The sequence below is a fragment of the Vibrio maerlii genome (genome assembly GCF_003415655.1).
GTDB classification, from domain to species: Bacteria; Pseudomonadota; Gammaproteobacteria; order Enterobacterales; family Vibrionaceae; genus Vibrio; species Vibrio maerlii.
In genome coordinates, this window is record NZ_QRHC01000003.1 from 116,584 (window position 1) to 141,963 (window position 25,380).

A 25,380-nucleotide genomic window follows, 5' to 3' on the forward strand; every position below is an offset into this window, starting at 1 on the left:
CCCACATTAGAGTGGGCGGTTTTGGTTTATATCTCAGAGGCTCAAAAACTACTCTTCTTCCGTTACGATACGACTCTTCACATTCTGTCCGGCATCTTTTAGCAGGTTGACCGGTGTTAACACTACACCTTTCACTGTCCCTTCCACTGCACCGATTGTCGCTTGCTGCATAATATCTTTGCTGTTATCGACAATTTCATCCGCTTTTGCCAGCATTGGGGGTAGTTCCTGGCGTAACTGTTCCGACTCTTTGATAATAACTGGGATTGTTTGTTCACGATATCCCTTACTTTCCGTCAGCACTGGCGGAATAACATTTTTTCGATATAGGCTTGCTTCTTTTAGCACAGCCGGCACGGACTGACGACGTACCGCTTCGACTTCCGTTAGTACAGATGGAATCGTCTCACTGCGAATCGCATAAACTTCGGTCACAATCGAAGGAATCTTACTATCGATAGAGGCTGCGGTTTTCTCAATGTCAGCCGCGGTCATCTGAACCTTATCGACGGTCGCTATAATTTGTGGAACAAATACTTCCAACTGATTGGTGAATTCGATCCAGTCTTCAATCTGCAATTCTTTCGTCACCTCAGACGCATCACTTAGCACTTGAGGATAGACATCAATCACATCGGTGATCTTTTGGCTGATTTGGTAAATGCTACTTCCTAAATAAACGATGGAAGCTGCCAAGATAAGTTGTACACAGGTGGAGATTTTAGCTTGCAGAGTCATGCGCGATCCTTGGCGTTATTCAATAGGTAATGCTGTGGTGTATTTTAATGATTCCATGGCGAAGGTTGAGGTCACATTCGAAATGCCATCCACGCTATTGACCAACTTTTTGTAGAACTGGTCAAATCGCTTCATATCCTCTACCAAGACTTTCATCATGTAGTCATATTCGCCTGCCATGCGATAAAACTCCATAACTTCGGGAAACTCAGACACAGTAGAAGCAAAACGATGATACCACTCATGGGAATGATCGTTAGTTCGCACTAGCACAAATGCGGTGAATGAGAGGCCAAGTTTATCTGGATTAACTAAAGCGACGCGCTTTTCCAAAATACCGTTATCTTCCAATCGCTTGAGGCGTTTCCAACAAGGTGTCGTCGTTAAATTGACCGACTCGGCCAATTCATTAAGTGACAGTGTGCCATCATTTTGCAGTAATGAGAGCAACTTTTTATCCGTATTATCGAGTTCCATTTCACAAACACTCAATCAGAGAGAAAAATTTTCTACAAATGTAGTGATATATACAAAATATAGCAAAGTATTTCTCCGCAATGAGAATTAGAGTATCTACATCGCCTCGATAAGAATAAAGGAACTCCCATGTGTACTGACCATAACTGGATCAACAGCGCTATCCAAAAAATTGAAGCTGACTATCAACGCTCTGCTGATACCCATCTCATCAAGCTCGATCTTCCTGCACTTGAAGGTATCGATCTCTATCTTAAAGATGAAAGTACACATCCAACAGGCTCACTGAAACACCGCTTGGCTCGTTCACTGTTCCTCTATGCAATCTGTAACGGTTGGGTGGGTCCTGAAACAACGATCATTGAATCTTCATCTGGCAGTACAGCAATTTCTGAAGCCTACTTTGCTCGCCTTCTGGGCCTACCATTTATCGCCGTTATGCCGAAGTGCACAGCCCGCAAGAAGATTGAACAGATAGAGTTCTATGGTGGTCAAGCTCACCTTGTGGACCGCTCAGATCAAATCTATGCAGAATCAAAGCGTCTAGCCAAAGAGTTGAATGGACACTACATGGATCAATTTACCTATGCAGAGCGCGCAACCGACTGGCGTGGTAACAACAACATCGCAAACTCAATCTTTGGACAAATGAAACTGGAACAACACCCAGTACCAACTTGGGTGGTAATGAGCCCTGGCACTGGTGGTACTTCGGCAACCATTGGTCGTTTCATTCGCTATCAAGCACTTGATACGAAACTGTGTGTCGTTGACCCAGAAAACTCTGTATTTCATGATTACTTCAAAACGGGTGATGCATCTCTTACTGGCGATAAAGGTAGCCGTATCGAAGGTATTGGTCGCCCTCGCGTAGAGCCAAGCTTTATTCCAGGCGTAGTCGATGAAATGCGTACCATCCCCGACGCAGCAAGCATCGCAACTATTTATTGGTTAGAAAAGGTGCTTGGTCGTAAGGTCGGCGCATCAACAGGTACAAATCTATTTGGTGCTCTACAGCTTGCTTGTGAAATGAAACAGCGCGGTGAGAAAGGGTCGATTGTCACCCTGTTATGCGACAGTGGTGAGCGATATCTAGATACCTACTTCAATCAAGAGTGGGTAAGTGAAAACATCGGTTGTTATCAACGTTACACCGACGAAATCGAGACGATGCTGGCGTCATCACTCTAAAGACACAGGGCAGGATATTCACTCTCCTGCCCTTTTCTTCTCTGGTTAGCCAAACCCTTTTACGGTTTGCCAAGTCCAGTTTCTATTTCTTTTGCTTTGCTTCAAATGCTGCCAACTGTTCTGGTGTTGCCTTAGGTTGGTGGTTTGTTTTCCACTCATCGTAAGTCATTCCATAAACACGCTCACGAGCATCATCAATATCGATGTCCAAACCGGCTTGCTCAGCTTCGGCTTTGTACCATTTACTGAAACAGTTGCGGCAGAATCCAGCTAAGATCATAAGATCGATATTCTGCACGTCTTTATTTTCATCTAAGTGAGCAAGCAGACGACGAAATGTCGCAGCATCCAGCTTGTCTTGTTCTTCTTGGCTTAGGTTTTTGTATTTAAATTCAGCCACTTTACTTTCCTTTCTCAGTGTTGTTTTTATTCCCTAGAGCATAGAGATTCCGCTACGCCAAGTCCATCTCAGCATCAACAATTCTTAACAGCGAAAATAGACAACTAAAAAAAGCGCTTGGTTCACACCAAGCGCTTTCGTATCAACACTTTTTACCAACAGAGGAACTATTAGCTCAACTCACCATGGCTACTACGTGTCTTGTGGTCATGCGATAGAGCCTTATTCAACTCAGCTTCTACGTGGCCAGGAGACTTAGTACCGGCTGAAATTAAGCGGTACATCGCAGGGATAACAAACAGTGTAACCAAAGTCGCAAAGGCCATACCGAAGAAGATCACCGTACCCACCGCCACGCGGCTCTCATAACCTGCACCCGTCGACATAATCAGTGGAATCGCGCCAGCCAATGTCGTAAAGGCGGTCATCATGATTGGGCGTAGACGACGTGCAGAAGCATCCAGAATCGCTTTCTCAAATTCAATGCCACGGTCACGAAGCTGGTTAGCAAACTCAACGATCAAGATACCGTTTTTCGTTACCATACCGATCAACATGATCATACCAATCTGGCTATATACATTCAGGCCTTGGTTCATTAGGAATAAACCTAGGAAGCCACCAAATACGCCCATAGGAACCGTAAACATAACGACCAATGGGTTGATGAAGCTCTCGAACTGTGCCGCCAGTACCAAGTAAGCCACCAGCAAAGCCAAGCCAAATACAATCAGAATACTCGATTGGTTCTCTTTGAAGTCTTTTGACTCTCCAGAGTAGCTCACTGAAATATCACCCGGTAGTACTTCAATCGCTTTTGCATCAAGGAAATCCAGAGCATCGCCCAATGTGTAACCGTCAATCAAGTTCGCGGTCACAGTGATCGCTTTTTGCTTGTTGTAGTGCGATAGACGAATTGAAGATGCAATTTCTTCAATCTTAGTCACCGAATCGAGCGTCACCAGCTCACCACTGTTAGTACGTAGGTAGATTTGACTCAAGTCTGCCGCATTGTTGAAGCTATTTTCATCACCACGTAGGTAAACATCATACTCTTCACCACGCTCAACAAAGGTAGTCTCGCTCTTACCACCGAGCATAATTTCAAGCGTATCCGAGATTTCCGATACAGAAATACCTAGTTCTGCAGCACGCTGTTTATCAACGCTTACCACTAGCTCAGGTGTTTTTTCTGAGTAGTTGATATCCGCACCTTCCATCATTGGGGAATCATCAGCTGCCTGTTTCAGCACTTCCGCCCATTCTTTTAGCTCTGGGTAATCTGAACCACCCAGCACGAATTGAACAGGCTCACTTGAACCACCACGGAAACCCGGCATGAACGGGAAGACACGTGCATCAGGAATCGCCCCTAATGCCTTGCGCACCATACCAACCGCTTCTTGAGCAGTAGCCGTTCTGTCATTCCAATCTTCTAAGATCATGATAACAAAGCCAGTTTGGTCACCCGCTTGGCCACCAAATGCTGGCGATTGAATGCTGAAAGACTTTAGTACACCTTGACCAAGTAATGGCATCAAGCGCTCTTCCACCAAGTCCATGTTTGCTGACATTCGGTTGTAACTGGTGGCATCCGCACCACGAACAAAGGCAAAGATCACACCACGGTCTTCTTGCGGAGTGAGCTGAGCGGGCACTTGCTGCATCAGACCATAACTACCACCTAAACAGGCGATGATCACAATCGGAGCCGCAAAGCGAAATTTAAGAGCACCTGCTAGAACCTTACGATAACCATTTTCAAGCTTACCAAAGACTCTTTCGACAAAGCGGTTGAATGCATTTGGCTTCACATTGGCTTTTAGGATTTTACTGCCAAGTACTGGTGTCAGAGTCAATGCTATCAGTGATGAGAAGATCACCGACATCGCCAACAATACCGAGAATTCAGTAAACAGCAGGCCAACCATACCGTCCATGAAAGAGATCGGTAGGAAAACCATCACCAGTACTAGAGTCGTTGCGATTACCGCGAAGCCTACTTCACGCGTCCCCTTATAGGCTGCCAGTAATGGCGATTCCCCCTTCTCGATATGGTGGAAGATGTTCTCAACCACAACGATAGCATCGTCAACTACCAAGCCAATTGACAGGATAAGCGCCATTAAGGTGATAAGGTTGATCGAGAAACCGAAGTAGTATGCCGCCATAAAGGAAGAGATTAACGATACTGGTACCGTCACCGCAGGGATCAACGTTGCTCGTGCCTGCCCAATGAAGATGTACAGCACCAAGATAACTAGGCCACCAGTGATAAAGAGTGTGCTATATACCTCAGCAATAGAGCGTTCGATGAATACCGTTGAATCGTAGTCAATCGCCAATCGGGTACCATCAGGTAAGAACTGCTGAATCTGCTCAACTTCATTGTGAACACGCTCTGCTACTTCTAATGGGTTGGCGTCCGACTGAGGAACAATACCCATACTTACGTTAACGACACCGTCACTCTTAAAGGTTGAGTTTTCATTCTCAGCACCTAGGTAAACATCAGCCACATCTTTAAGATAGATTGGGAAATCATCCGATGTACGCTTCACCACTAGGTATTCAAAATCTTCAGCAGATTGATAGGAACGTGCAGTACGAACTGACATTACAATCGAATCGTTACGTACTTCACCGCCTGGGTTTTCCACGTTCTCTGAGCGCAGTGCATTGGTAATATCCGCTGCGGTCACACCACGTCCTGCCATCAACTCCGGCTTGAGCTTAACGTACATAACTTTGTACAAACCGCCCGAGACATCTACCGAGCTTACACCAGAGATCAGGCTGAAACGGTCGAGCAACACACGGTCGATGTAATCCGTAAGTTGCGTACGGTCCATCTCACTTGAGCTTAGGTTAATGTAGAGTGATGCCTCGCCGCTACCATTGTTCTTAAATACAACCGGATCATCCGCTTCATCAGGAAGGCTACGCTGTGCACGTGCTACTGCATCTCGAACATCACTGACACCGGTATTGAGGTCATAGCCAAGCTCAAAGGTAATCGTGATGCGCGACATGCTGTTACGAGTAGTCGAGCTGATTTCGTCAATACCACTGATACCGGAGAGTTGGTCTTCCAATACTGAAGTAATTTGGCTCTCGATAATAGTCGCTGAAGCGCCATCGTAACGAGTACTGATCGAAACTACCGGACTCTCGATATCAGGCATCTCACGAACAGCGAGCTTAGAGAAAGAGACAATACCAAACACCACCAGCAGCAAGCTGAGTACGATTGCCGCTATCGGTCTTTTTACCGAAACGTCAGAAAGCAACATGATTATTCACCCTTTGCTGCTGATTTGCTTGGTTTACCAGAAGGCAGCTCTACCGCGACGCCGTCTGTACTTAGGATTTTCACTGAAGCACCATCACGCATGTTCACGATACCTTGAACCACAATATTGGCACCGATATCCAAACCTTTTTCGATAACCACTTCGTTACCAATACGAGCGCCAAGGAACACCTCAGTACGAGTAACCTTGTTATCTTCACCGATCACGTAGACGTATCGCTTGGTACCTGAATACTCAAGCGCTTGAACAGGAATAATAGGGGCAGAAATTGGTGGGAAAGCCATGTCAGCTGAAACCAACATGCCTGGCTTTAACCGCTGCTCTGGGTTATCAAAATGGATACGTACGCGCAGGTTCAAACTCTCAGAATTGATACGAGAGTCAATACCGACAACTGTGCCTGTGAATGTTTGGTCACCCCAAGCACTGGTTGTAGCAATAACCTCCATGCCATTTGAGATTTGAGCTAAGTAACGCTCTGGAACTTGCAGATCAAGCTGCATGACCGACAGGTCATCAAGAGTGATAAGTTCACTACCAGAACTCACCAATGCACCGCGGCTAAAATCGATGAAACCTACTGTTCCAGCAAACGGTGCAGAGATATGTAGGTCTTTTAGATTTGCGTTCGCTGCGTCAAGTCGTGCGTTTGCGATATCAACATTAGCGCGCTGGCCTTCGATCTCAGTTTGGGTGATTGCGTTTTTCTTTGCTAATCGCTCAAACTCTTTCAGCTTACGCTGTTCATCTTTCAGATAGGCTTTTGCTTCAGCAACTGCTGCAATCGCTTTGTCGTCATCGAGCTTGATTAAAAGCTCGCCTTGGTTAACAAACTGATTAGCTTTGACCAAGATAGTTTCAACCTTACCCGATACTTCCGAAGCAACAATTACCGATTGGTCAGCTTCAAGCTTTCCGATAAGAGTGAGTGATTGAGACACTTCATGAGTCTGAACCGTTTCAGAAACAACCGGAGTTGCACCTCCAGGACCACGAGGTTTCGCTGCATGAGCAGTCATTCCTGCTGAAAGTAAAGCCACAGACAACAAGCTTAAAGCAATTTTATTTTTCATAATTTAGGTACGTAATCAATATTATCGAATAGACGAATACATTAGCTAAGCAAATTCTATCAACTAAGTTGCGGGTGTAGCGTAAAGGAATGTAAATCTACCCAGATATTTTGTAAGTTTGTCGTGACGATTGCCGTGCATGATTTGTTTAGATTAAGTTTTATACGGCCAAGCACAAAATTAGACCAAACGGTTCAAAAGTATCAAATTTTTCTTTACTCTCTCGGCCTTAGTGCTATTGTTAGCGACCTAGCTGACACGAAAGTGTAACGGCAGCACAATTTGGGGGGGTTCCCGAGTGGCCAAAGGGAGCAGACTGTAAATCTGCCGGCACTGCCTTCGATGGTTCGAATCCGTCCCCCCCCACCATATTCCGAAAGCCAGCTCATTGAGCTGGCTTTTCTCGTTTTGCTTCAACCCTTTCCATGGTATACATGTTTCCTTTGCAACGACCGTTGAACAAGGAAGAGCATGTTAAGTCGTCAACGCTATAATGTTTTTGGTACCCTCGCGATTTTACTTTGGAGTTGTGTCATTTCTCTGACACGATTTGTCGCAGAGTACTTCGGCCCCGTCGGTGGTGCGGCTCTTCTTTACACCGTAAGTTCAGTGTTACTCATGTTGACTGTTGGTATGCCAAAGTTCTCACAGATACCAAAGAAGTATCTAATTTTAGGCGGAGTAATGTTTGCTTGTTATGAGATCTTTTTATCCCTGGCGCTAGGTATGGCAAATAGTCGTCAACAAGCCCTAGATATGGCGATCATCAACTACCTGTGGCCTGCTCTGACTGTTGTTATTGCGACTTTGATATCAAAGAAACCCACGCCAATTGCTCTCTACCCACTCATCATGGCTGCATTTGTTGGAGTCGTATGGTGCGTTAGTGGTGACCAGCCATTATCTTGGGCTACGTTGGTGAGTAATATTCAATCGAACCCTTTGACCTATACCCTCGCCCTTAGTGGCGCATTTATATGGGCTTTGTATTGTAACCTCACACAGAAGTGGTCAAACGGTATCAATGCGATCACTCCTTTTTTTATGCTCACAGCCATAACGCTATGGATTCATCTACTGTTTGTCGATGAACCTAGTTTTACCTTCACCTGGACAAATTCATCGGTATTACTGCTCTCTGCTGCAGTGATGGCTGGTGGTTATGGTTTATGGAACATCGCTATTATTGGCGGCAACATGATATTTCTCGCCACATTGTCTTATTTTACTCCCGTTATCTCCATCTTTATTTCAAGTATCGTGTTTGCAATTGCGCTTAGCTGGTCTTTTTGGCAAGGTGTGATCATCGTGACGCTAAGCAGTTTAGGTTGCTGGTGGTTAACGCGAGAGAAGAGCGAAAAAAGCCGAATAACTGAAATAGAACAGCCTCAATAGGGCCATCAAGACAAAGGTATATATGTCTACTTTTGCCACGATATGACTATTTTTTAGGTGAAACGTCCAAAACATCTACACTTGCACTATTTTTTGCAGAAAAATACTTTACAGCCAAATCTAATTTGCTATGATGCGCTCCGCACTTGAGCAACGGGCTGGGAAAACGTTGTGCTAAGTTCTTACCTTGAGTAAGTAAAAGACCCTGGGGGGGTTCCCGAGTGGCCAAAGGGAGCAGACTGTAAATCTGCCGGCACTGCCTTCGATGGTTCGAATCCGTCCCCCCCCACCATATTTTTGYTTGTGTTTGTTCCTTTCAAACATAAGAAAGCCTAAATGATGCGTTGGGAAATYATCATTTCGGTTCCTATCTTGAATAGGTAAAACCCCTGGGGGGGTTCCCGAGTGGCCAAAGGGAGCAGACTGTAAATCTGCCGGCACTGCCTTCGATGGTTCGAATCCGTCCCCCCCCACCATATACAGAAAGCCAGCTCATCGAGCTGGCTTTTTTGTTTCTGTTTTCGTCTCGAAACAAACAAATATAAAAAATCCGAGCCTTAGCCCGGATCTATTCGCTATCTTTTGTCTGATACAAAAAGCTTAGATACGAGAAATGTCGTAACCAGATGCGATCAACAGATCACGCTCTTGCTTGATCAACTGTGCGCGATCTTCAATCAACTCACGCAGTGCTTGCGATGGCTTATCAGCTTGTTCTTTAAACTGTGTAAACGACTCAACAGCATTAATTTCTTTAAATAAACCACTGATCACGTTGCGTGCTTCACATGAGCTGTCTTCCACTTTGAAGTATTCAACACTACCCGCAGCATCACGCATCTCAGTCAAAAGCTCAGCAGGGCTGTTCTGCGTTGCAATTGTCATGTAGTTATCAAGTACACGCTTAGCAAAAAGTAACTCTTTTAGAGGGATGTCACGACCACTAACGATCAGGTCTTGAGAAAGAATGTTGCTTGAGCTCATTATTTTACCTTGAGTTTATTTTGTTTTTTCCCAGTCTAATTTATTCAGACGACAAAGGAAATCGTTCATCTCACTCTATTCTTAAATAGCTTCACTTGTGAATCTAACCAAAATGTTTCTATAAAGAGAGATCCCCGGCGTACTCGTCGACTCGCGCTCGTGGATGACTATTAGGCTGTTGAAAATAAGAGTTTTATTCTTTCAATCTACCGGCATAAAAAAACCGAGCATAGGCTCGGTTCTCAATATAGAAAGTCTATTGTGACTACTGTTGCCAGCGCTCTGCTGCTTTCGCATCAGAATCACGAGACTCAACCCAACGAGTTTCTTCAGTCGTGCGTTCTTTCTTCCAAAATGGTGCTTTGGTCTTCAAATAGTCCATAACAAACTCGCATGCATCAAACGCCGCACCACGGTGGGCACTGGTTACGCCAACGAAAACGATTTGATCGCCGATATCCAGATCACCGACGCGATGGATAACATCAACCTTCTGAAGTGGCCAACGCTCAGCCGCTTGTTCTGCGATTTCGCGTAAAGCTTTCTCCGTCATACCAGGGTAATGCTCAAGAGATAAACCAATCACATTATCACCGAGGTTCATATCGCGTACTTTGCCAATGAAAGTTACCACAGCGCCTACAGAAGTACCTTCAGCCAGCCAGTCGTACTCACTACCAACAGAGAAATCGTCGTTTGATACAGTTATTCGGATATCTGTCATGTTAACCACCTGTTACTGGTGGAAAAAACGCTACTTCATCACCTTCAGAAATCGCAAAGTCGAGCGGCACAATCGCTTGATTCACTGCAACAAGCAGTTTACCAGCCTCTAAAGCTAGCTCCCACTTATCGCCACGAGTCACTAGGCTTTGGCGAAGTTCTTCAACGGTTGCAAAGCTCTCAGAGATTTCAACTTCACCGGTACCCACTAGCTCTTTAGTTTGAGCAAAGAAAAGAACCTTAATCATGCATCCGCCTTAAAATGACCTGACTTGCCACCTGTTTTTTCTAATAGACGAACCGCATCAATCACCATGTCTTTCTGTACGGCTTTACACATATCGTAGATCGTTAATGCTGCTACTGAAGCCGCTGTAAGCGCCTCCATCTCAACACCTGTTTTACCTGCAAGCTTACATACTGATTCGATGCGTACTTTGTTCTCAGCCTCAATCGCTTCAAGCTGCACTTCAACTTTAGATAGTAAAAGTGGATGACAAAGTGGGATCAGGTCCCAAGTCTTTTTAGCCGCTTGAATGCCCGCAATACGTGCAGTGGCAAACACATCACCCTTATGATGGTTGCCCGACATAATAAGTTGCAGTGTTTCTGGTGCCATGTGAACAAAAGCTTCGGCACGTGCTTCACGCACGGTTTCTGCTTTCGCAGACACGTCCACCATGTTTGCTTCACCAGAGGCATTAATATGAGTGAACTCGCTCATAACTACACCTTTAGATGAGGCATGAAGTTACAAGGGCGGTGACTCGCATCTAGCTGTTGCTTGATGATCTTCGTCCACGCTGTACGACATGCACCAGTTGAACCTGGCATTGCAAAAATCACTGTGTGGTTAGCAAAACCAGCAATCGCACGAGATTGAATGGTTGATGTGCCGATTTCTTCATAAGAAACAGTACGGAACAACTCACCGAAACCTTCAACTTGCTTATCAAATAAAGGGACAAGTGCTTCTGGCGTGCTGTCACGTGAAGTGAAGCCTGTACCGCCAGTAATCATCACCGCTTGTACGTTTTCATCCGCAATCCATTGGCTTACTACCGCACGGATTTGGTAAACATCATCAATAACAATTTTTTTGTCTGCCAGGATATGACCTGCTTCTTGAAGTTGTTCTGCTAGGTAACCGCCTGATGTGTCGTTTTCTTCTGTACGAGTATCAGAAACAGTCAGAACTGCAATCTTTGCAGCTTCGAATTTGCTAACCGCGTGACCCATTAAATTCACCTATTAATCTGTCTAGTCGTTATTTAATTTGAAATTTCAAGTTTGAAGTTTGCGCTCACTAACCGCCAATCGACGCTAGGTGAGGTGTCATGCCAGTATTTCCGTCTTGTAGGAAATGACTCACAGACTTAGTTTGAAGTTGTGATTGGATTCGTTCGATCAACTCGGCTTCTTGCTGGTCTTCTTGCAAAAGATCTCTCAGCTCAACGCCGTGTTCGCCGAACAAACAAAGATGAAGTTTACCCATCGCCGATACACGTAGACGGTTACAGCTCTCACAAAAGTCTTTTTCGTACGGCATAATCAGGCCGATTTCACCCTCGTAATCAGGGTGAACAAAGACTTGTGCGGGTCCGTCATTCTTCGAACGCACTTTTAGCAACCAACCATTAGCAATCAGTTGGTTACGTATTGCGACACCCGATACGTGATGCTTTGAGAACAACTCATCCATCTCGCCCGTCTGCATCAACTCAATGAAACGAAGCTGAATTGGGCGGTGTTTGATCCAGTTTAGAAAGGCTGGCAACTCGCCACTGTTAAGATCTTTCATCAACACAACGTTGACCTTAACTTGCTCGTAGCCGACTTCGAATGCTTTCTCGATACCATCCATTACCTCGCGGAATTTGTTCTCACCGGTGATTTGGTGGAACATGCGAGGGTCAAGGCTATCAACGCTGACGTTGATGTGGGTTAACCCCGCATCACGCCAGTCGGCCACTTGCTTGGCCATACGATAGCCGTTCGTCGTGGTCGCGACTTTGGTAATACCCTCAGTAGAAGCGATAGAGTGGATGATTTCAGTGAAGTCTTTACGCAGGCTTGGTTCACCACCTGTAATACGAACCTTTGAAGTACCGCAATCTGCAAACGCTTTTACAACACGTTTGATCTCAGGTAGGGATAAAAAAGACGAGTTTTTGTTGCCCGACGGTTTGTAACCATCAGGAAGGCAATATGTGCATTTAAAATTGCAAACGTCAGTAACTGACAAACGCAAGTAATAAAACTTGCGGTGGAATCTATCTTCGAATTGTTGCGCCACGGAACACCTTTCCAAACACGGGAGGCATAATCATTTCCAACTATGCCCTTGTGACAACACGTCACTGGCTTGGACGCCATATTAATGGATAGAAACCATTAACTTAGCCAGCCAAGCTCGGAGTTATGGCAGCTATACGTGAGAATTACTTTTTCTACAGCGATACAGCAGCTATGCCGGGTAAAATACTGAAAAACCTTTAGTGAATCTACCCTCATACACTAAAAACCCTATCAAACCCTCACTTTATTTGACCTAAGTTAGGATTTGCGTATGGTTTGTTTTAAATTGTAGCTGTTAAATAACCAAAACGTATAAAAATATGACGATTTACACATCAAAGAAAGTGGTCGCCGTCGGTGGTGGTCACGGGCTAGGTCGTATGTTGGCTGCGCTCAAGGACTTCGGCTCAAACGCGACAGGCATTGTCACTACAACGGACAATGGCGGTTCTACCGGACGTATCCGTGACTGTCAGGGCGGTATTGCCTGGGGTGACATGCGTAATTGTATGAATCAGCTGATTACCGAACCGTCGATTAGCTCAATGATGTTTGAGTACCGCTTTAAAGGCGCAGGTGAATTGAATGGTCATAACCTTGGTAACCTGATGCTCACGGCTCTAGATAACCTTTCCGTTCGCCCTCTTGATGCCATCAACCTTATCCGCGATATGCTCAAGGTAGATGTAAACATACTACCAATGACAGAACACCCAGCCGATCTCACTGCGTTATCGATGGATGGTCAATGGGTCACAGGAGAGACCGATGTTGACGACATGCCTCAAGAGCTACGTCGCCTAGATATCGTACCTGAAGTACCCGCGACTCAAGAAGCGGTACAAGCATTACGTGAAGCCGATTGCATCGTACTTGGACCCGGCAGCTTCTTAACCAGTATTATGCCACCGTTATTGCTGCCGGAAATTGGCTCTGCGATTAACAATAATACTGATGCTAAGCTTATCTTTATTGAGAACTTATCGCCGGAATATGGTCCTGCGGGACGAATGACGTTACAACAAAAGTTAGAATGGTGTGAACGCTCATGCAAGGGTAGAAAGATTGATGTTGTACTTGGTGATACACCGCACCCTGAGCTAGAAGAGCTGTGGAACTGCGTAACAGTTGAACTGGCATCACCAAACCGAGAGTGGCGACATGACCGAGACAAACTTCAACAAGCAGTTGAAAATTTACTCAGCGACTAAGTAACCTCAGCTGAGGTTAAGTAAAAAACAGAGCCTATTGGCTCTGTTTTTTAGGCGGTTACGGTGGCACGATAATCACTATAAGCTTGCTCGGTTTGAGACATCACAGCACAGAGTTCATTGCCTTCGACCTCAAATTTCAGTTCCGCAAACTGCTTCCCTTTAAGGTCAATAGATTGCGCAATATCTCGTAAAGCATCCGCGCCAAAACTGGCAGCACTGCTTTTTAATGCGTGGCTGATCTCTTTGAGCTGTTGTATTTGCTCATCACCATTAAGCTCCTGCAGCTTCGTTTTGTATGAACCGAGTTCACCAATAAAAATATCTAAGAGCATGGGTACGTTCTCTGCTCCAATCTCCGAACTCAACTTATCTACCTTGCCTTGATTCAATAAGGTCATGTAAGAGCTTCCTTCTCTCGTTTTTCCCAAGCTTGCAGTTTACGATAAATGGTTGATGGGCTTACATCAAGCAGGCGGGCCGCTTTAGGAATGTTTCCATCACAAATGTCAATCGCTTGTTCTATCGTGGTCTTCTCGCTAATCCACAAAGGTAAGATATCAGATTCGGTTAACGATGAAATATCTCCCTTAACGGCCTGCTGCTTAGCCTGCTGTAAGATTTCGGGGTTGTTGAGTGGCGGCGGAAGCATGCCAACTTGAATCTCTTTCCCTTGGTTAAGCACCACTACATTTCGCAGCACATTTTGTAACTGGCGCACGTTCCCTGGCCATTCATATTGACTAAAAATACGAGTCACTTCAGGAGAGAGTCGAACAAAGTCTTTCCCCTCCTCTACCGACATAAAGCCAAGGAGCGAGTAGGCTATCTCAATCACATCTTCTCCTCGCTCTCGCAATGGTGGAAGATGCAAAGGAATCACATAGAGGCGGTAATACAGATCTTCTCGGAATCGGCCGTTTTGCACTTCTTCCCAAGGGTCACGGTTGGTCGCACACACAAAACGAACATCCACACTCTTCATTTTAGAAGAGCCCACTTTTTGAAAGGTACCGGTTTGGATAAAACGTAGCAATTTAGTTTGTAGCTCCAAGTCCATCTCACACAGCTCGTCGAGGAACAAAGTACCTCCATCAGCAAGTTCAGCTGCACCTTTTCGATCAGAAGCTGCCCCGGTAAATGCTCCCTTCACATGGCCAAAGAGCTCACTCTCTATGAGATCTTTGGGAATCGCAGCACAGTTGATAGCAATAAACGGTTTATCACCACGCTTGCTCGCTGCGTGCACTGCTTCCGCACAAACCTCTTTACCTGTACCACTCTCACCGGTGATAAAAATACTGGCTTTACTGCCTGCCGCTGAATCGATCGTACTGTATACAGACTGCATGGTCTGGCTACTACCAATAAAGCCTTGATAAATGTGCTTACCACGCAGCAAGGTATCATTACGGAACTTGGTCGCCTTATGGATCGCATTGTTAACTGTTACACGCAAACGGTCCGCTTCACACGGCTTAATCAAGAAGTCTTGCGCGCCATGACGCATAGCCTCTACAGCAGTATCAATTGAACCGTGAGCAGTCATGAAGATGACAGGAACATCGGGATAATCACGCTTCACCGAATACAACACATCCATTCCGGTCATATCAGGCAGTCGTAAATCTAATAATATGAGGTCGGGAGTGCGCTCAGCTAAGCTTACGAGCGCATCTTTACCCGTACCGACGATGTTAATGTCGATACCTAGCGGGGTAAGATAAGAACGATAGAGAGCCGCTACGGACGCGGTGTCCTCCACCATCAGCAAATACTTGGTTTTACAAGCTTCTGAATTCGGTGACATAGACGTGTTTAAGCCTTATTTATACTTTTGCATTATGCAGTAATAATCTCACTTGCTGTTGCAATTTGCAACGAGCGTTCAATCAATATGTTTAAAATTCATTAACCAATTATTCATTCGAGAAATGATTCAAGATCGATCATTAAGAGTGATGTGGGTGCGCACTGTAAAACTAAGCCAAAGGTGCGCACTTAATTGGGTGGGATTATTGGTTAGGGTCTGTTGACCTTTCGAGCTGATTTTTGCAGCAGTTTGTGGGAAATTTCTACAAGGCAGAGGCTTTGATGTGTAGCTAGCCTACATGAGAAGCCGATAACGCAGTAGAAATGAAGCACAAACGCTGCCCGAAGGGTTCGGCTAAAATCGTTTTATGCTTTGTTAAGGGGTATTTACTTAGAGTGACTAGGCTACACACCCCTTGCCGCGCCTAAAACGATTTTATCTCGAACAAAATTTAACCTCGAAAGGTCAACAGACCCTAGCTATTCACAATGAACTGTTTACGCAGAGTTTCGATTTGATCGCGCTTTTCAGCCGCCAACTCAAACTCAAGGTCTTGTGCATGCTTATACATTTGCGATTCAAGTTTATTGATCTCTTTCTCTAACTCTTGTGGAGAGAGAGATGCATACCCTGCTGACTCTTCCGCCACCTTAGACAATGGCACTTGTTTCGACTGGCGCTTCTCTTTGCCCTTAGTGATATCCCCGAGCTCCATAATATCTTTGATATTACGTTTCAGCGCTTTTGGCTGCAGACCATTTTCTTCGTTGTAAGCCCGTTGTTTATCTCTACGACGGTTAGTTTCATCCATCGCTTTTTTCATGGAATTGGTAATACGATCTGCATAGAGAATCGCCTTCCCTTCCAAGTTACGTGCAGCACGACCAATAGTCTGAATCAAAGAACGCTCGGAACGTAGGAAGCCCTCTTTGTCAGCATCTAGAATCGCGACCAAAGAGACCTCTGGCATATCGAGACCCTCACGAAGAAGGTTGATCCCTACAAGCACGTCAAACTCACCTAAACGGAGGTCTCGAATGATCTCCACTCGCTCCACCGTATCAATATCCGAGTGAAGATAACGCACTTTGACACCATGCTCATCAAGGTATTCTGTGAGGTCTTCCGCCATGCGCTTAGTTAATGTCGTGACAAGTACGCGTTCATCTTTCGCAGAGCGTATACGTATCTCAGATAACAAATCGTCGACCTGGGTAGCGACTGGGCGTACTTCCAACTCAGGATCAAGCAGTCCTGTTGGACGAACAACCTGGTCAGCAATCTCATCATCAGATTTTTCTAACTCATAGTTGCCAGGTGTCGCGGATACAAAGATGGTTTGCGGCGCAATAGATTCGAACTCTTCAAACTTCATTGGCCGGTTATCAAGAGCCGACGGTAATCGGAACCCGTATTCCACTAGCGTCTCTTTACGTGAACGATCACCTTTATACATTGCACCAATCTGCGGCACTGTCACATGTGACTCATCGATAATCAACAAACCATCATGAGGTAGGTAGTCAAAAAGTGTCGGAGGCGGCTCACCCTCTTTACGACCACTGAGAAATCGAGAATAGTTCTCAATGCCCGAGCAAAAGCCCAGCTCATTCATCATCTCAATGTCGAACTGAGTACGTTGTGAGATACGTTGCTCTTCAAGTAACTTATTATTTTCTAGTAAGTACTTCTTGCGCTCTTCGAGCTCCTCTTTGATATCCTCAATCGCTTCGAGCATACGCTCACGAGGCGTTACATAGTGGGTTTTTGGATAGATAGTGAACCGAGGCAAATCACGCTGCTTAACCACACCAGTTAAAGGATCAAACACGCTGATACAGTCAATCTCATCATCAAACATCTCGATTCTAACGGCGTCTTGATCCGATTCAGCAGGGAAAATATCAATAACTTCTCCACGTACTCGGAACTGCCCACGCTCAAATGCCACATCGTTACGAGAGTATTGAAGCTCAGCTAAACGGCGTAATATATCGCGCTGATCCATGATGTCACCACGACGAACATGCAACATCATTTTCAAGTAAGAATCAGGATCACCCAAACCATAGATTGCCGATACAGACGCTACAATAATTGCGTCTTTACGCTCAAGTAGTGCTTTTGTGGCCGACAAGCGCATCTGTTCAATGTGAGCGTTTACTGACGAATCCTTCTCAATAAAGGTATCTGTCGTTGGAACGTAGGCCTCTGGTTGATAGTAGTCATAATAAGAAACAAAATACTCAACCGCGTTGTTCGGGAAGAAGGACTTCATTTCCCCGTATAACTGTGCTGCCAGTGTTTTATTCGGAGCAAGCAATATTGCGGGACGCTCCGATTGAGCGATAACGTTAGCTAAGGTAAATGTCTTACCTGACCCCGTTACCCCCAACAGCGTTTGGTGAGCAAGTCCCGCATCCAGGCCACCCATTAACTGCTTTATCGCAGTCGGCTGATCACCAGATGGGCTGTAGTCAGAAACCAATTCATACTGCTTACTCATTGACGATCCTTTCCTAAAACTTATATTGCTATCAGTTTACGAGATCCGACATAGATCGCACAACCACTCACGCACTACTCAACTCCACTCATAAAAGGATTCCCAACCCAGTAAACGTTTGCTATAGTATTTCGCCCTGATATTCGAACTACCTTCTCTCTAAAAGCAAAATAATCCACTGCTTTTCCCCACAACATCATTGTTTGTTAACATATCGTCAGTTTTCTCCCTATTTGTTTAATAGCGACTACAAGTGGATAAGTTACTAAGCTTATGATTTGAAACTGTTTAAATTTCGAACAAATACTCTAGTTAAATTTATAGCTCGGTTACTAAACAACCATCAACATAGTTATCCACAATTTTTGTGGATAAACATTGTAAACCTTTGTCCCATCAGGCTTTGATAAACACAATAAAAATTATCACATTATATTGGATAAGTTTTTGGCGTTTGAGTGTTGACTCATTTCAATAAGGGCTATATCATTCGCCCCGCTTTAGAGCAATTCCCCCTTAGTTCAGTTGGTAGAACGGCGGACTGTTAATCCGTATGTCGCAGGTTCGAGTCCCGCAGGGGGAGCCAAATTCAGAAAAAGCCGTGTCGAAAGACGCGGCTTTTTCGTATCTAAACTCACACACTTCTCTTAACTCACACACAAAAACGCTAGATTATTGATTCTCCTTTATGATCTGAGCACGCCAACTAGCAATATAATAAGAAAAATCCCATAAAACCCTACCGTTCCGTGGTTGTTATTAGGCGCACAAAGCACGATAATATTGGGATCGGATTAAATTACACCTAACATTATGACCGAATATCTTTTGTTGTTGGTCGGTACTGTACTCGTCAACAACTTCGTTCTTGTAAAATTTCTTGGCCTCTGCCCTTTCATGGGTGTTTCTAAAAAGCTAGAAACTGCTATTGGCATGGGGTTGGCGACTACTTTTGTACTTACCCTCGCGTCGGTATGCGCCTACTTGGTCGAAACTTACATTCTTGCTCCACTTGGCATTAGTTATCTGCGAACCATGAGCTTCATTTTGGTGATTGCTGTCGTGGTGCAGTTTACAGAAATGGTCGTCCACAAAACGAGCCCGACACTCTATCGCTTGCTAGGTATTTTTCTGCCTCTGATTACCACAAACTGTGCTGTATTGGGTGTGGCACTTCTCAACATCAATGAAAATCACAACTTCTTCCAGTCGATCATCTATGGCTTTGGTGCCGCGGTTGGTTTCTCACTTGTTCTTGTCGTTTTTGCCTCTCTACGAGAGCGTATTGCAGCGGCAGATGTTCCTACTCCATTTAAGGGGGCGTCCATCGCAATGATCACTGCTGGTTTAATGTCTCTAGCCTTTATGGGTTTCACAGGTTTGGTTAAGTTGTAATGAGCACCATTCTAATCGCAATTTTTGCACTCGTCGTATTAGCTGCTCTATTTGGTGGCTTACTTGGTTTTGCATCGATCAAATTCAAAGTGGAATCGGATCCTATTGTCGATCAAATCGACGCTATCCTTCCACAGACTCAATGTGGCCAGTGTGGATATCCTGGTTGCAGGCCCTACGCCGAAGCAATCGCTAACGGCGATGAAATCAACAAATGTCCTCCAGGTGGTCAAGCCACCATTGAAAAGCTTGCTGACCTAATGGGGGTTGAAGCAACTGAGTCGGCACATGACTTGAGTGACAATGTGAAAACTGTGGCCTTCATTCATGAAGATATGTGTATTGGCTGTACTAAGTGTATTCAAGCTTGTCCTGTCGATGCCATCGTTGGTGGTACTAAAGCCCTCCATACGGTTATCAAAGATGAATGTACCGGTTGTGACCTCTGTGTTGCACCATGCCCTACAGATTGTATTGAAATGATCCCAGTGGAAACCACAACCGACAACTGGAAGTGGCAACTAAACCAAATCCCTGTCGTTAACGTTGAAGCAACGTCAACTGCTGCAACCAACGAGTTATAGAGAGAGATTATGTTGTCACTTATCGAGCAAATTCGTACCGGCTCTCTTTGGGATTTCCCAGGTGGGGTTCATCCTGCTGAACACAAAAAGCAGTCGCTAAAAGAATCACTAGGCTATGCATCTTTGCCATCAGAGATTGTATTGCCGCTAAAGCAACACATTGGTAAAGCGGGTGACCTGCTGGTCAACGTTGGCGATAAAGTACTAAAGGGTCAGCCTTTAACCCGCTACACCACCAGCTTCATGCTGCCAGTGCATGCAACCACATCCGGCACAATCACAGCGATCGAGCCACGTACAACCGCTCACCCATCAGGGCTTACAGAGCTTTGTGTGATAATTCAACCAGATGGTGAAGACCAATGGTGTGAAAGAACGCCTATCGAAGACTTCAAGCAATCAACACCAGATGAGCTGATTGAGGTAATCCGTCAGGCGGGTGTATCTGGTATGGGTGGTGCAGGGTTTCCTACTGCGAAGAAAATCCAATCAGGAATGGCACGTACCGAGATCTTGATTGTCAACGCTGCGGAATGTGAACCTTACATTACCGCCGATGACATTTTGATGCAGGAGTTTGCTCAAGACATCCTCACTGGTATTGAAATCGTGGAGCACATCCTTAAGCCGAAACTGACTATCATTGGTATCGAGGATAACAAGCCGAAAGCCATTAAGGCACTAACTGAGGCTGCGGTAAACAAAGATATCGTTATCCGAGTGATACCGACTAAGTACCCATCAGGTGGTGAAAAGCAGCTAATTAAGGTACTAACGAATAAAGAAGTGCCTAATGGTGGTATCCCTGCTGATATCGGTTTATTAGTACAGAACGTAGGCTCGTTATTTGCGATAAAAGAAGCAGTTATCGACGGTAACCCTCTGATTGAGCGCATCGTTACCCTAACTGGTAAAACCTTTAAGCGCCCACGTAATGTGGTCGCTCGCATTGGTACACCCGTTGAGTCGTTACTGAACGAGTTTGGCTATAAAGCTGATAAGAAGCACCCACGCTTAATTATGGGTGGTCCTATGATGGGCTTTACCCTACCTCATTCACAGGTGCCAATTACTAAAGTCAGTAACTGTATTCTTGCGCCAACACGACGTGAGATCGCCCCAGAGCGAGATGAAATGGCGTGTATTCGCTGCAGTCAATGTGCTGAAGCCTGCCCAGCTTCTCTTCTACCACAGCAGCTGGTTTGGTACTCGAAGTCACAAGACTACGAAAAATTAGAAGAACTGAATCTCAAAGATTGCATTGAATGTGGTGCGTGTGCTTACGTCTGCCCAAGTGAGATCCCACTAGTTCACTATTACCGCCAATCTAAAGCGGAAATGAAAGCAGCCAAGCAAGAAGCCGATGCTGCTGAACGCGCTAAACAACGCTTTGAAGAAAAGAATGCTCGCCTTGAACGCGATAAACAAGAGCGAGAAAACCGCTTTAAGAAAGCTGCCGAAAGCCGACGCACTGAAATGAAAGCAAAAGGTGGTGATGATGCTGTGGCCGCTGCCATCGCTCGCGTCAAAGCGCAAAAAGAAGCGACAACTTCAGAGCCAGCGGTAAAACCAGCGGTAGCCGCTGCTATTGCTAAAGCAAAAGCAAAACAAGCAGAGGCGGCAAAGCAAGGTGTTACAGAGCCTGACAACTCAGATATGGCTAAACTGCGTGAAGAACGCAAGCGTCAAGCGCGTGAACGTAAAGCGCAAAAAGCCGCAGAAGCGAGCACAAACGAATCAGAATCGAGTTCAGGCGATGCTAAAAAAGACGCTGTCGCAGCGGCTATTGCTAGAGCCAAGGCCAAAAAAGCGGCTCAAGCTAATAGTGTGACAGAGTCAACGTCTGAGAATACAAACGACAGTAAAAGCGATGCCGTAGCTGCAGCGGTTGCAAGAGCAAAAGCGCGCAAAGCGGCGCAAGCATCAGAAGTCACAGCAGAGGATACTCCAGAGGCAACAGCCCAAGACGACGCTCCTGCTGATCCTAAGAAAGCCGCTGTTGCTGCAGCCATCGCTCGCGCTAAAGCTCGTAAAGCTGCGCAAGATACTACAACCGAAGGCGCGCCTGAGGAGTCTTCAGAGACAGAATCTCAAGAAGAAACGCCTGTCGATCCGAAGAAAGCCGCCGTTGCTGCTGCCATTGCTCGCGCTAAAGCTCGTAAAGCAGCGCAAGAGCAAACAACGGAAGCCTCAGCAGAAGAAACTTCAACTTCAGAGGCAGAATCTCAGCAAGAAGCGCCTGTCGATCCGAAGAAAGCCGCTGTCGCTGCAGCCATTGCTCGCGCTAAAGCTCGTAAAGCAGCACAAGAGCAAGCAACGGAAGCCTCAGCAGAAGAAACTTCAACTTCAGAGGCAGAATCTCAGCAAGAAGCGCCTGTCGATCCGCAGAAAGCCGCTGTCGCTGCAGCCATTGCTCGCGCTAAAGCTCGTAAAGCAGCACAAGAGCAAGCAACGGAAGCCTCAGCAGAAGAAACTTCAACTTCAGAGGCAGAATCTCAGCAAGAAGCGCCTGTCGATCCGAAGAAAGCCGCTGTCGCTTCAGCCATTGCTCGCGCTAAAGCTCGTAAAGCAGCACAAGAGCAAGCAACGGAAATCTCAGCTGAAGAAACTTCAACTTCAGAGACTGAACCTCAACAGGACGCTCCAGAGGTAGAAGCTCAAGATGAAGCACCTGTCGACCCCAAAAAAGCCGCCGTTGCAGCCGCAATCGCAAGAGCTAAAGCTCGCAAAGCAGCTCAAGAAAAATTAAAGAGTGAGGAAGAATAATCGTGGCTTTCTTTATTGCAAGTTCACCCCATACGCACAACCGTAAGCGCACATCAGACCTAATGAAATGGGTGGCACTATGTGCTATTCCAGGTCTAGCTGCGCAAACGTATTTCTTTGGTTGGGGCACCCTCATTCAACTGGTTTTCGCCATTGCGTTAGCACTCACTTTTGAAGCGAGCGTAATGCTACTTCGTAAGCGTCCTATACGTTCTGCGTTGAATGATTACAGCGCAGTTGTCACTGCTTGGTTGCTCGCCGTCGCGATCCCGCCCCTATCTCCATGGTGGCTATTAGTGATCGGAATGATCTTCGCGATCTACATTGCAAAGCACCTATATGGTGGCCTAGGACAAAACCCATTCAACCCAGCGATGGTTGCTTATGTAGTGCTTTTGATCTCATTCCCCGTGCAAATGACCAGCTGGTTAAACCCAGATTCGATGGCCAATGAATCTCTATCATTTGCAGACTCTTTAAGCCTAATCTTTACCGGCTTCAACCTAGATGGATATTCATTACAGCAAATCCGCACAGGCATTGATGGCGTCACCATGGCAACACCATTGGACGCATTCAAAACGTCACTCCATTCAGGTCTTACCGTGCAAGAAACACTGCAACTGCCAATGTTTGGTTTGATCGCAGGCCAAGGCTGGGAGTGGGTAAACGCAGCCTACTTAGTAGGTGGATTAGTGCTGCTCCAACAACGCATTATCATGTGGTACATTCCAGTGGCGTTCCTAGTGAGCCTGTTTGTCTTTAGTTTAGTGTTCGCCATGTTTGCACCTGGCACGGTTGCTGGTCCTATGATTCACCTATTCTCTGGTGCAACCATGATCGGTGCTTTCTTTATTGCAACCGACCCTGTATCAGCGTCGACGACGATAAAAGGTCGCTTAGTTTATGGTGCACTGATTGGTGGACTGGTCTTTATTATTCGCTCTTGGGGTGGTTTCCCTGACGGTGTTGCCTTCGCTGTCATTCTCGCCAACATGTTTGTGCCACTTATCGATTACTACACAAAACCAAGAACTTACGGGCATTCATAGGACTAAACCATGATCAAAGCAATTCGAAAAAATGGTGCGGTACTTGCGTTGTTTGCATTAGCTTCCACCAGCGTTGTGGTGTTAACTCACACCCTGACTATAGATACCATTAACGAGCAAAAAGAAAAAAACTTACTTAAGCAATTGAATCAGGTTATTCCTGAAGAGATGCATGACAACAACTTATTCACCAGTTGTACGCTGTTAGTGAGCCCGCGATTCTTAGGAACAGATAAACCGATGCCGGTTTACATCGCGAAGAAGAATAACCAACGTACTGGTTTGGCTATGGAAGCAATAGCACCAGACGGCTACAACGGTAATATCCGCATCCTAATCGGCTTCGATAGTTGGGGAACGGTGACAGGTGTGCGTGTTCTTGAGCACAATGAAACTCCAGGCCTAGGTGATAAAATTGATAAAAAGGTTTCTGATTGGGTAGATAGCTTTGTCGGTAAGAACTTAGAACGATCTCGCGAGATCAAGGGTATCGACGGTAATACTGGCGCTAGCAGCCGAGGTGGGATGGCAATACCTAAACAATCACTCACATTAGAAGAGTGGAACGTACGCAAAGATGGTGGTCAGTTTGATGCTTTCACCGGTGCAACAATCACACCGCGCGCTGTTGTTAAGGCAACGAAGAATGCCTCGATTTACTACCACCAAATTTCGGAATCGATCGCTCACCGTCCGCAGAACTGTGGAGAACAAAGATAATGTCTATACAGAAACAACTATTTAAAAATGGTATCTGGGACAACAACCCTGTTTTAGTTCAGCTTCTTGGTTTGTGCCCACTACTTGCCGTTTCGTCGACTGTAACGAACGCTATGGGCTTGGGTGTCGCTACTCTATTGGTACTGGTGGGTTCGAATGTCACCGTCTCACTAGTGCGAGATTATGTGCCCAAGGATATTCGTTTACCTGTGTTTGTAATGATCATTGCGTCACTGGTAACCTGTGTTCAGCTGCTGATGAATGCTTACGCGTATGGCTTGTACTTATCACTAGGTATCTTCATCCCACTTATCGTGACCAACTGTATCATCATTGGTCGTGCAGAAGCATTTGCCGCTAAGAACGATGTTATTCCATCAGCGTTAGATGGTTTCTGGATGGGTATGGGTATGACAATGGTGTTGGTTCTACTTGGTGCCATGCGTGAGATTCTTGGCAACGGTACCCTATTCGATGGTGCTGACTTATTGCTTGGTGAATGGGCATCTGTATTACGCATTGAGGTGTTCCAGTTAGAGAGTAGCTTCTTATTAGCGCTCCTTCCTCCAGGTGCCTTTATTGGTGTTGGCTTTATCATAGCGGGTAAAAACCTGATTGATAATTACCGAGCATCGAGAGAACCTAAAGCGGATAAGCCGTCAATTGAACGTGCTCGTGTAACAAACGCATAAAATAATAATATAAAAAGGGGCAGTTGAGCCCCTTTTTCAAATCTAAAA

23 protein-coding genes, 4 tRNA genes and 1 riboswitch are annotated in these 25,380 nt (G+C 45.6%); of the genes, 13 read left to right on the forward strand and 14 right to left on the reverse strand.

Annotation, left to right across the window (positions count from 1 at the left end):
• Positions 1–48: 48 nt before the first annotated feature.
• Together DPF91_RS04800 and DPF91_RS04805 are read right to left on the reverse strand one after the other, a co-directional pair.
• The gene (locus DPF91_RS04800) at positions 49–738 is read right to left on the reverse strand and encodes a hypothetical protein (RefSeq protein ID WP_241033761.1); all 690 of its coding nucleotides are present in this window, start codon (positions 736–738) and stop codon (positions 49–51) included.
• Positions 739–753: 15 nt separating this feature from the next.
• A complete protein-coding gene (locus DPF91_RS04805) occupies positions 754–1,215 on the reverse strand; it encodes an Lrp/AsnC family transcriptional regulator (protein ID WP_117233311.1) in 462 nt (153 codons plus the stop codon).
• Between the two features lie 129 nt (positions 1,216–1,344).
• Between DPF91_RS04805 and DPF91_RS04810 the strand changes: the two genes are divergently transcribed.
• Positions 1,345–2,406, forward strand: a complete 1,062-nt coding sequence (locus DPF91_RS04810) for a PLP-dependent cysteine synthase family protein (protein WP_117233312.1) — start codon at positions 1,345–1,347, stop codon at positions 2,404–2,406.
• Positions 2,407–2,488: 82 nt separating this feature from the next.
• Here the strand turns inward: DPF91_RS04810 and DPF91_RS04815 are convergent, their stop codons facing one another.
• From DPF91_RS04815 to DPF91_RS04825, 3 genes are all read right to left on the reverse strand, one after another.
• Positions 2,489–2,806 carry a DUF1244 domain-containing protein gene (locus DPF91_RS04815; protein ID WP_117233313.1) on the reverse strand — a complete coding sequence of 106 codons (318 nt, stop codon included), beginning with the start codon at positions 2,804–2,806 and terminating at the stop codon, positions 2,489–2,491.
• A gap of 170 nt (positions 2,807–2,976) precedes the next feature.
• On the reverse strand, positions 2,977–6,099 hold the full coding sequence (gene vexH, locus DPF91_RS04820) for a vibriobactin export RND transporter permease subunit VexH (protein ID WP_117233314.1): 3,123 nt from the start codon (positions 6,097–6,099) through the stop codon (positions 2,977–2,979).
• A 2-nt stretch (positions 6,100–6,101) separates the two neighbouring features.
• Positions 6,102–7,193: an efflux RND transporter periplasmic adaptor subunit gene (locus DPF91_RS04825; RefSeq protein WP_117233315.1), complete on the reverse strand. Its 1,092-nt coding sequence runs from the start codon at positions 7,191–7,193 to the stop codon at positions 6,102–6,104.
• A gap of 284 nt (positions 7,194–7,477) precedes the next feature.
• Between DPF91_RS04825 and DPF91_RS04830 the strand changes: the two genes are divergently transcribed.
• The 4 genes from DPF91_RS04830 (at position 7,478) to DPF91_RS04850 (ending at position 9,064) form a co-directional block, all read left to right on the forward strand.
• Positions 7,478–7,562: transfer RNA gene (locus DPF91_RS04830), tRNA-Tyr, on the forward strand.
• Positions 7,563–7,664: 102 nt separating this feature from the next.
• Complete coding sequence (gene yddG, locus DPF91_RS04835; protein ID WP_117233316.1) at positions 7,665–8,588, forward strand: aromatic amino acid DMT transporter YddG; 924 nt, start codon at positions 7,665–7,667, stop codon at positions 8,586–8,588.
• 207 nt (positions 8,589–8,795) lie between these two features.
• Positions 8,796–8,880 (forward strand) — tRNA-Tyr (locus tag DPF91_RS04845).
• A 99-nt stretch (positions 8,881–8,979) separates the two neighbouring features.
• Positions 8,980–9,064 (forward strand) — tRNA-Tyr (locus DPF91_RS04850).
• A 124-nt stretch (positions 9,065–9,188) separates the two neighbouring features.
• Here DPF91_RS04850 and DPF91_RS04855 read toward each other — a convergent pair.
• The 6 genes from DPF91_RS04855 to moaA form a co-directional block, all read right to left on the reverse strand.
• Positions 9,189–9,572, reverse strand: a complete 384-nt coding sequence (locus tag DPF91_RS04855) for a hypothetical protein (protein ID WP_117233318.1) — start codon at positions 9,570–9,572, stop codon at positions 9,189–9,191.
• Positions 9,573–9,837: 265 nt separating this feature from the next.
• Positions 9,838–10,296 carry a molybdopterin synthase catalytic subunit MoaE gene (gene moaE / locus DPF91_RS04860; protein WP_117233319.1) on the reverse strand — a complete coding sequence of 153 codons (459 nt, stop codon included), beginning with the start codon at positions 10,294–10,296 and terminating at the stop codon, positions 9,838–9,840.
• 1 nt (position 10,297) lies between these two features.
• Positions 10,298–10,543, reverse strand: a complete 246-nt coding sequence (gene moaD, locus DPF91_RS04865; protein WP_117233320.1) for a molybdopterin synthase sulfur carrier subunit — start codon at positions 10,541–10,543, stop codon at positions 10,298–10,300.
• Positions 10,540–11,019, reverse strand: a complete 480-nt coding sequence (moaC, locus tag DPF91_RS04870) for a cyclic pyranopterin monophosphate synthase MoaC (RefSeq protein WP_117233321.1) — start codon at positions 11,017–11,019, stop codon at positions 10,540–10,542. Before moaC ends, moaD begins: the two co-directional genes overlap by 4 nt.
• Positions 11,020–11,021: 2 nt before the next feature.
• A complete protein-coding gene (gene moaB / locus DPF91_RS04875; protein ID WP_117233322.1) occupies positions 11,022–11,534 on the reverse strand; it encodes a molybdenum cofactor biosynthesis protein B in 513 nt (170 codons plus the stop codon).
• A 67-nt stretch (positions 11,535–11,601) separates the two neighbouring features.
• Complete coding sequence (gene moaA, locus DPF91_RS04880) at positions 11,602–12,591, reverse strand: GTP 3',8-cyclase MoaA (RefSeq protein WP_117233323.1); 990 nt, start codon at positions 12,589–12,591, stop codon at positions 11,602–11,604.
• Positions 12,579–12,726, reverse strand: a riboswitch (molybdenum cofactor riboswitch). (Overlaps the previous gene by 13 nt.)
• Positions 12,727–12,913: 187 nt before the next feature.
• On the opposite strand from moaA, the gene DPF91_RS04885 reads away from it, so the two are divergent.
• Complete coding sequence (locus DPF91_RS04885; RefSeq protein WP_117233324.1) at positions 12,914–13,804, forward strand: YvcK family protein; 891 nt, start codon at positions 12,914–12,916, stop codon at positions 13,802–13,804.
• A 50-nt stretch (positions 13,805–13,854) separates the two neighbouring features.
• Here the strand turns inward: DPF91_RS04885 and DPF91_RS04890 are convergent, their stop codons facing one another.
• The 3 genes from DPF91_RS04890 to uvrB all read right to left on the reverse strand — a co-directional run bounded on the left by DPF91_RS04890 (position 13,855) and on the right by uvrB (position 18,123).
• On the reverse strand, positions 13,855–14,205 hold the full coding sequence (locus DPF91_RS04890) for an Hpt domain-containing protein (protein ID WP_117233325.1): 351 nt from the start codon (positions 14,203–14,205) through the stop codon (positions 13,855–13,857).
• The gene (gene luxO, locus DPF91_RS04895) at positions 14,202–15,614 is read right to left on the reverse strand and encodes a quorum-sensing sigma-54 dependent transcriptional regulator LuxO (RefSeq protein ID WP_117233326.1); all 1,413 of its coding nucleotides are present in this window, start codon (positions 15,612–15,614) and stop codon (positions 14,202–14,204) included. The genes DPF91_RS04890 and luxO overlap by 4 nt, the downstream gene beginning before the upstream one ends.
• 478 nt (positions 15,615–16,092) lie before the next feature.
• Complete coding sequence (gene uvrB, locus DPF91_RS04905; protein ID WP_117233327.1) at positions 16,093–18,123, reverse strand: excinuclease ABC subunit UvrB; 2,031 nt, start codon at positions 18,121–18,123, stop codon at positions 16,093–16,095.
• A gap of 510 nt (positions 18,124–18,633) precedes the next feature.
• Here uvrB and DPF91_RS04910 point away from each other — a divergent pair.
• From DPF91_RS04910 to DPF91_RS04940, 7 genes are all read left to right on the forward strand, one after another.
• Positions 18,634–18,709, forward strand: a tRNA-Asn gene (locus DPF91_RS04910).
• A 227-nt stretch (positions 18,710–18,936) separates the two neighbouring features.
• Positions 18,937–19,518 carry an electron transport complex subunit RsxA gene (gene rsxA / locus DPF91_RS04915; protein ID WP_117233328.1) on the forward strand — a complete coding sequence of 194 codons (582 nt, stop codon included), beginning with the start codon at positions 18,937–18,939 and terminating at the stop codon, positions 19,516–19,518.
• Positions 19,518–20,102, forward strand: coding sequence for an electron transport complex subunit RsxB (rsxB, locus tag DPF91_RS04920; RefSeq protein ID WP_117233329.1), 585 nt, complete (start codon positions 19,518–19,520; stop codon positions 20,100–20,102). Before rsxA ends, rsxB begins: the two co-directional genes overlap by 1 nt.
• 9 nt (positions 20,103–20,111) lie before the next feature.
• Positions 20,112–22,868 (forward strand): electron transport complex subunit RsxC, encoded by a 2,757-nt coding sequence (rsxC, locus tag DPF91_RS04925; protein ID WP_117233330.1) that lies wholly within the window; start codon positions 20,112–20,114, stop codon positions 22,866–22,868.
• 2 nt (positions 22,869–22,870) lie between these two features.
• Positions 22,871–23,920: an electron transport complex subunit RsxD gene (rsxD, locus tag DPF91_RS04930; RefSeq protein ID WP_117233331.1), complete on the forward strand. Its 1,050-nt coding sequence runs from the start codon at positions 22,871–22,873 to the stop codon at positions 23,918–23,920.
• A 9-nt stretch (positions 23,921–23,929) separates the two neighbouring features.
• Entirely contained in the window at positions 23,930–24,640 is a 711-nt protein-coding gene (gene rsxG / locus DPF91_RS04935) for an electron transport complex subunit RsxG (protein WP_117233332.1), read from the forward strand.
• On the forward strand, positions 24,640–25,332 hold the full coding sequence (locus DPF91_RS04940) for an electron transport complex subunit E (protein WP_117233333.1): 693 nt from the start codon (positions 24,640–24,642) through the stop codon (positions 25,330–25,332). The genes rsxG and DPF91_RS04940 overlap by 1 nt, the downstream gene beginning before the upstream one ends.
• Positions 25,333–25,380: the final 48 nt, after the last annotated feature.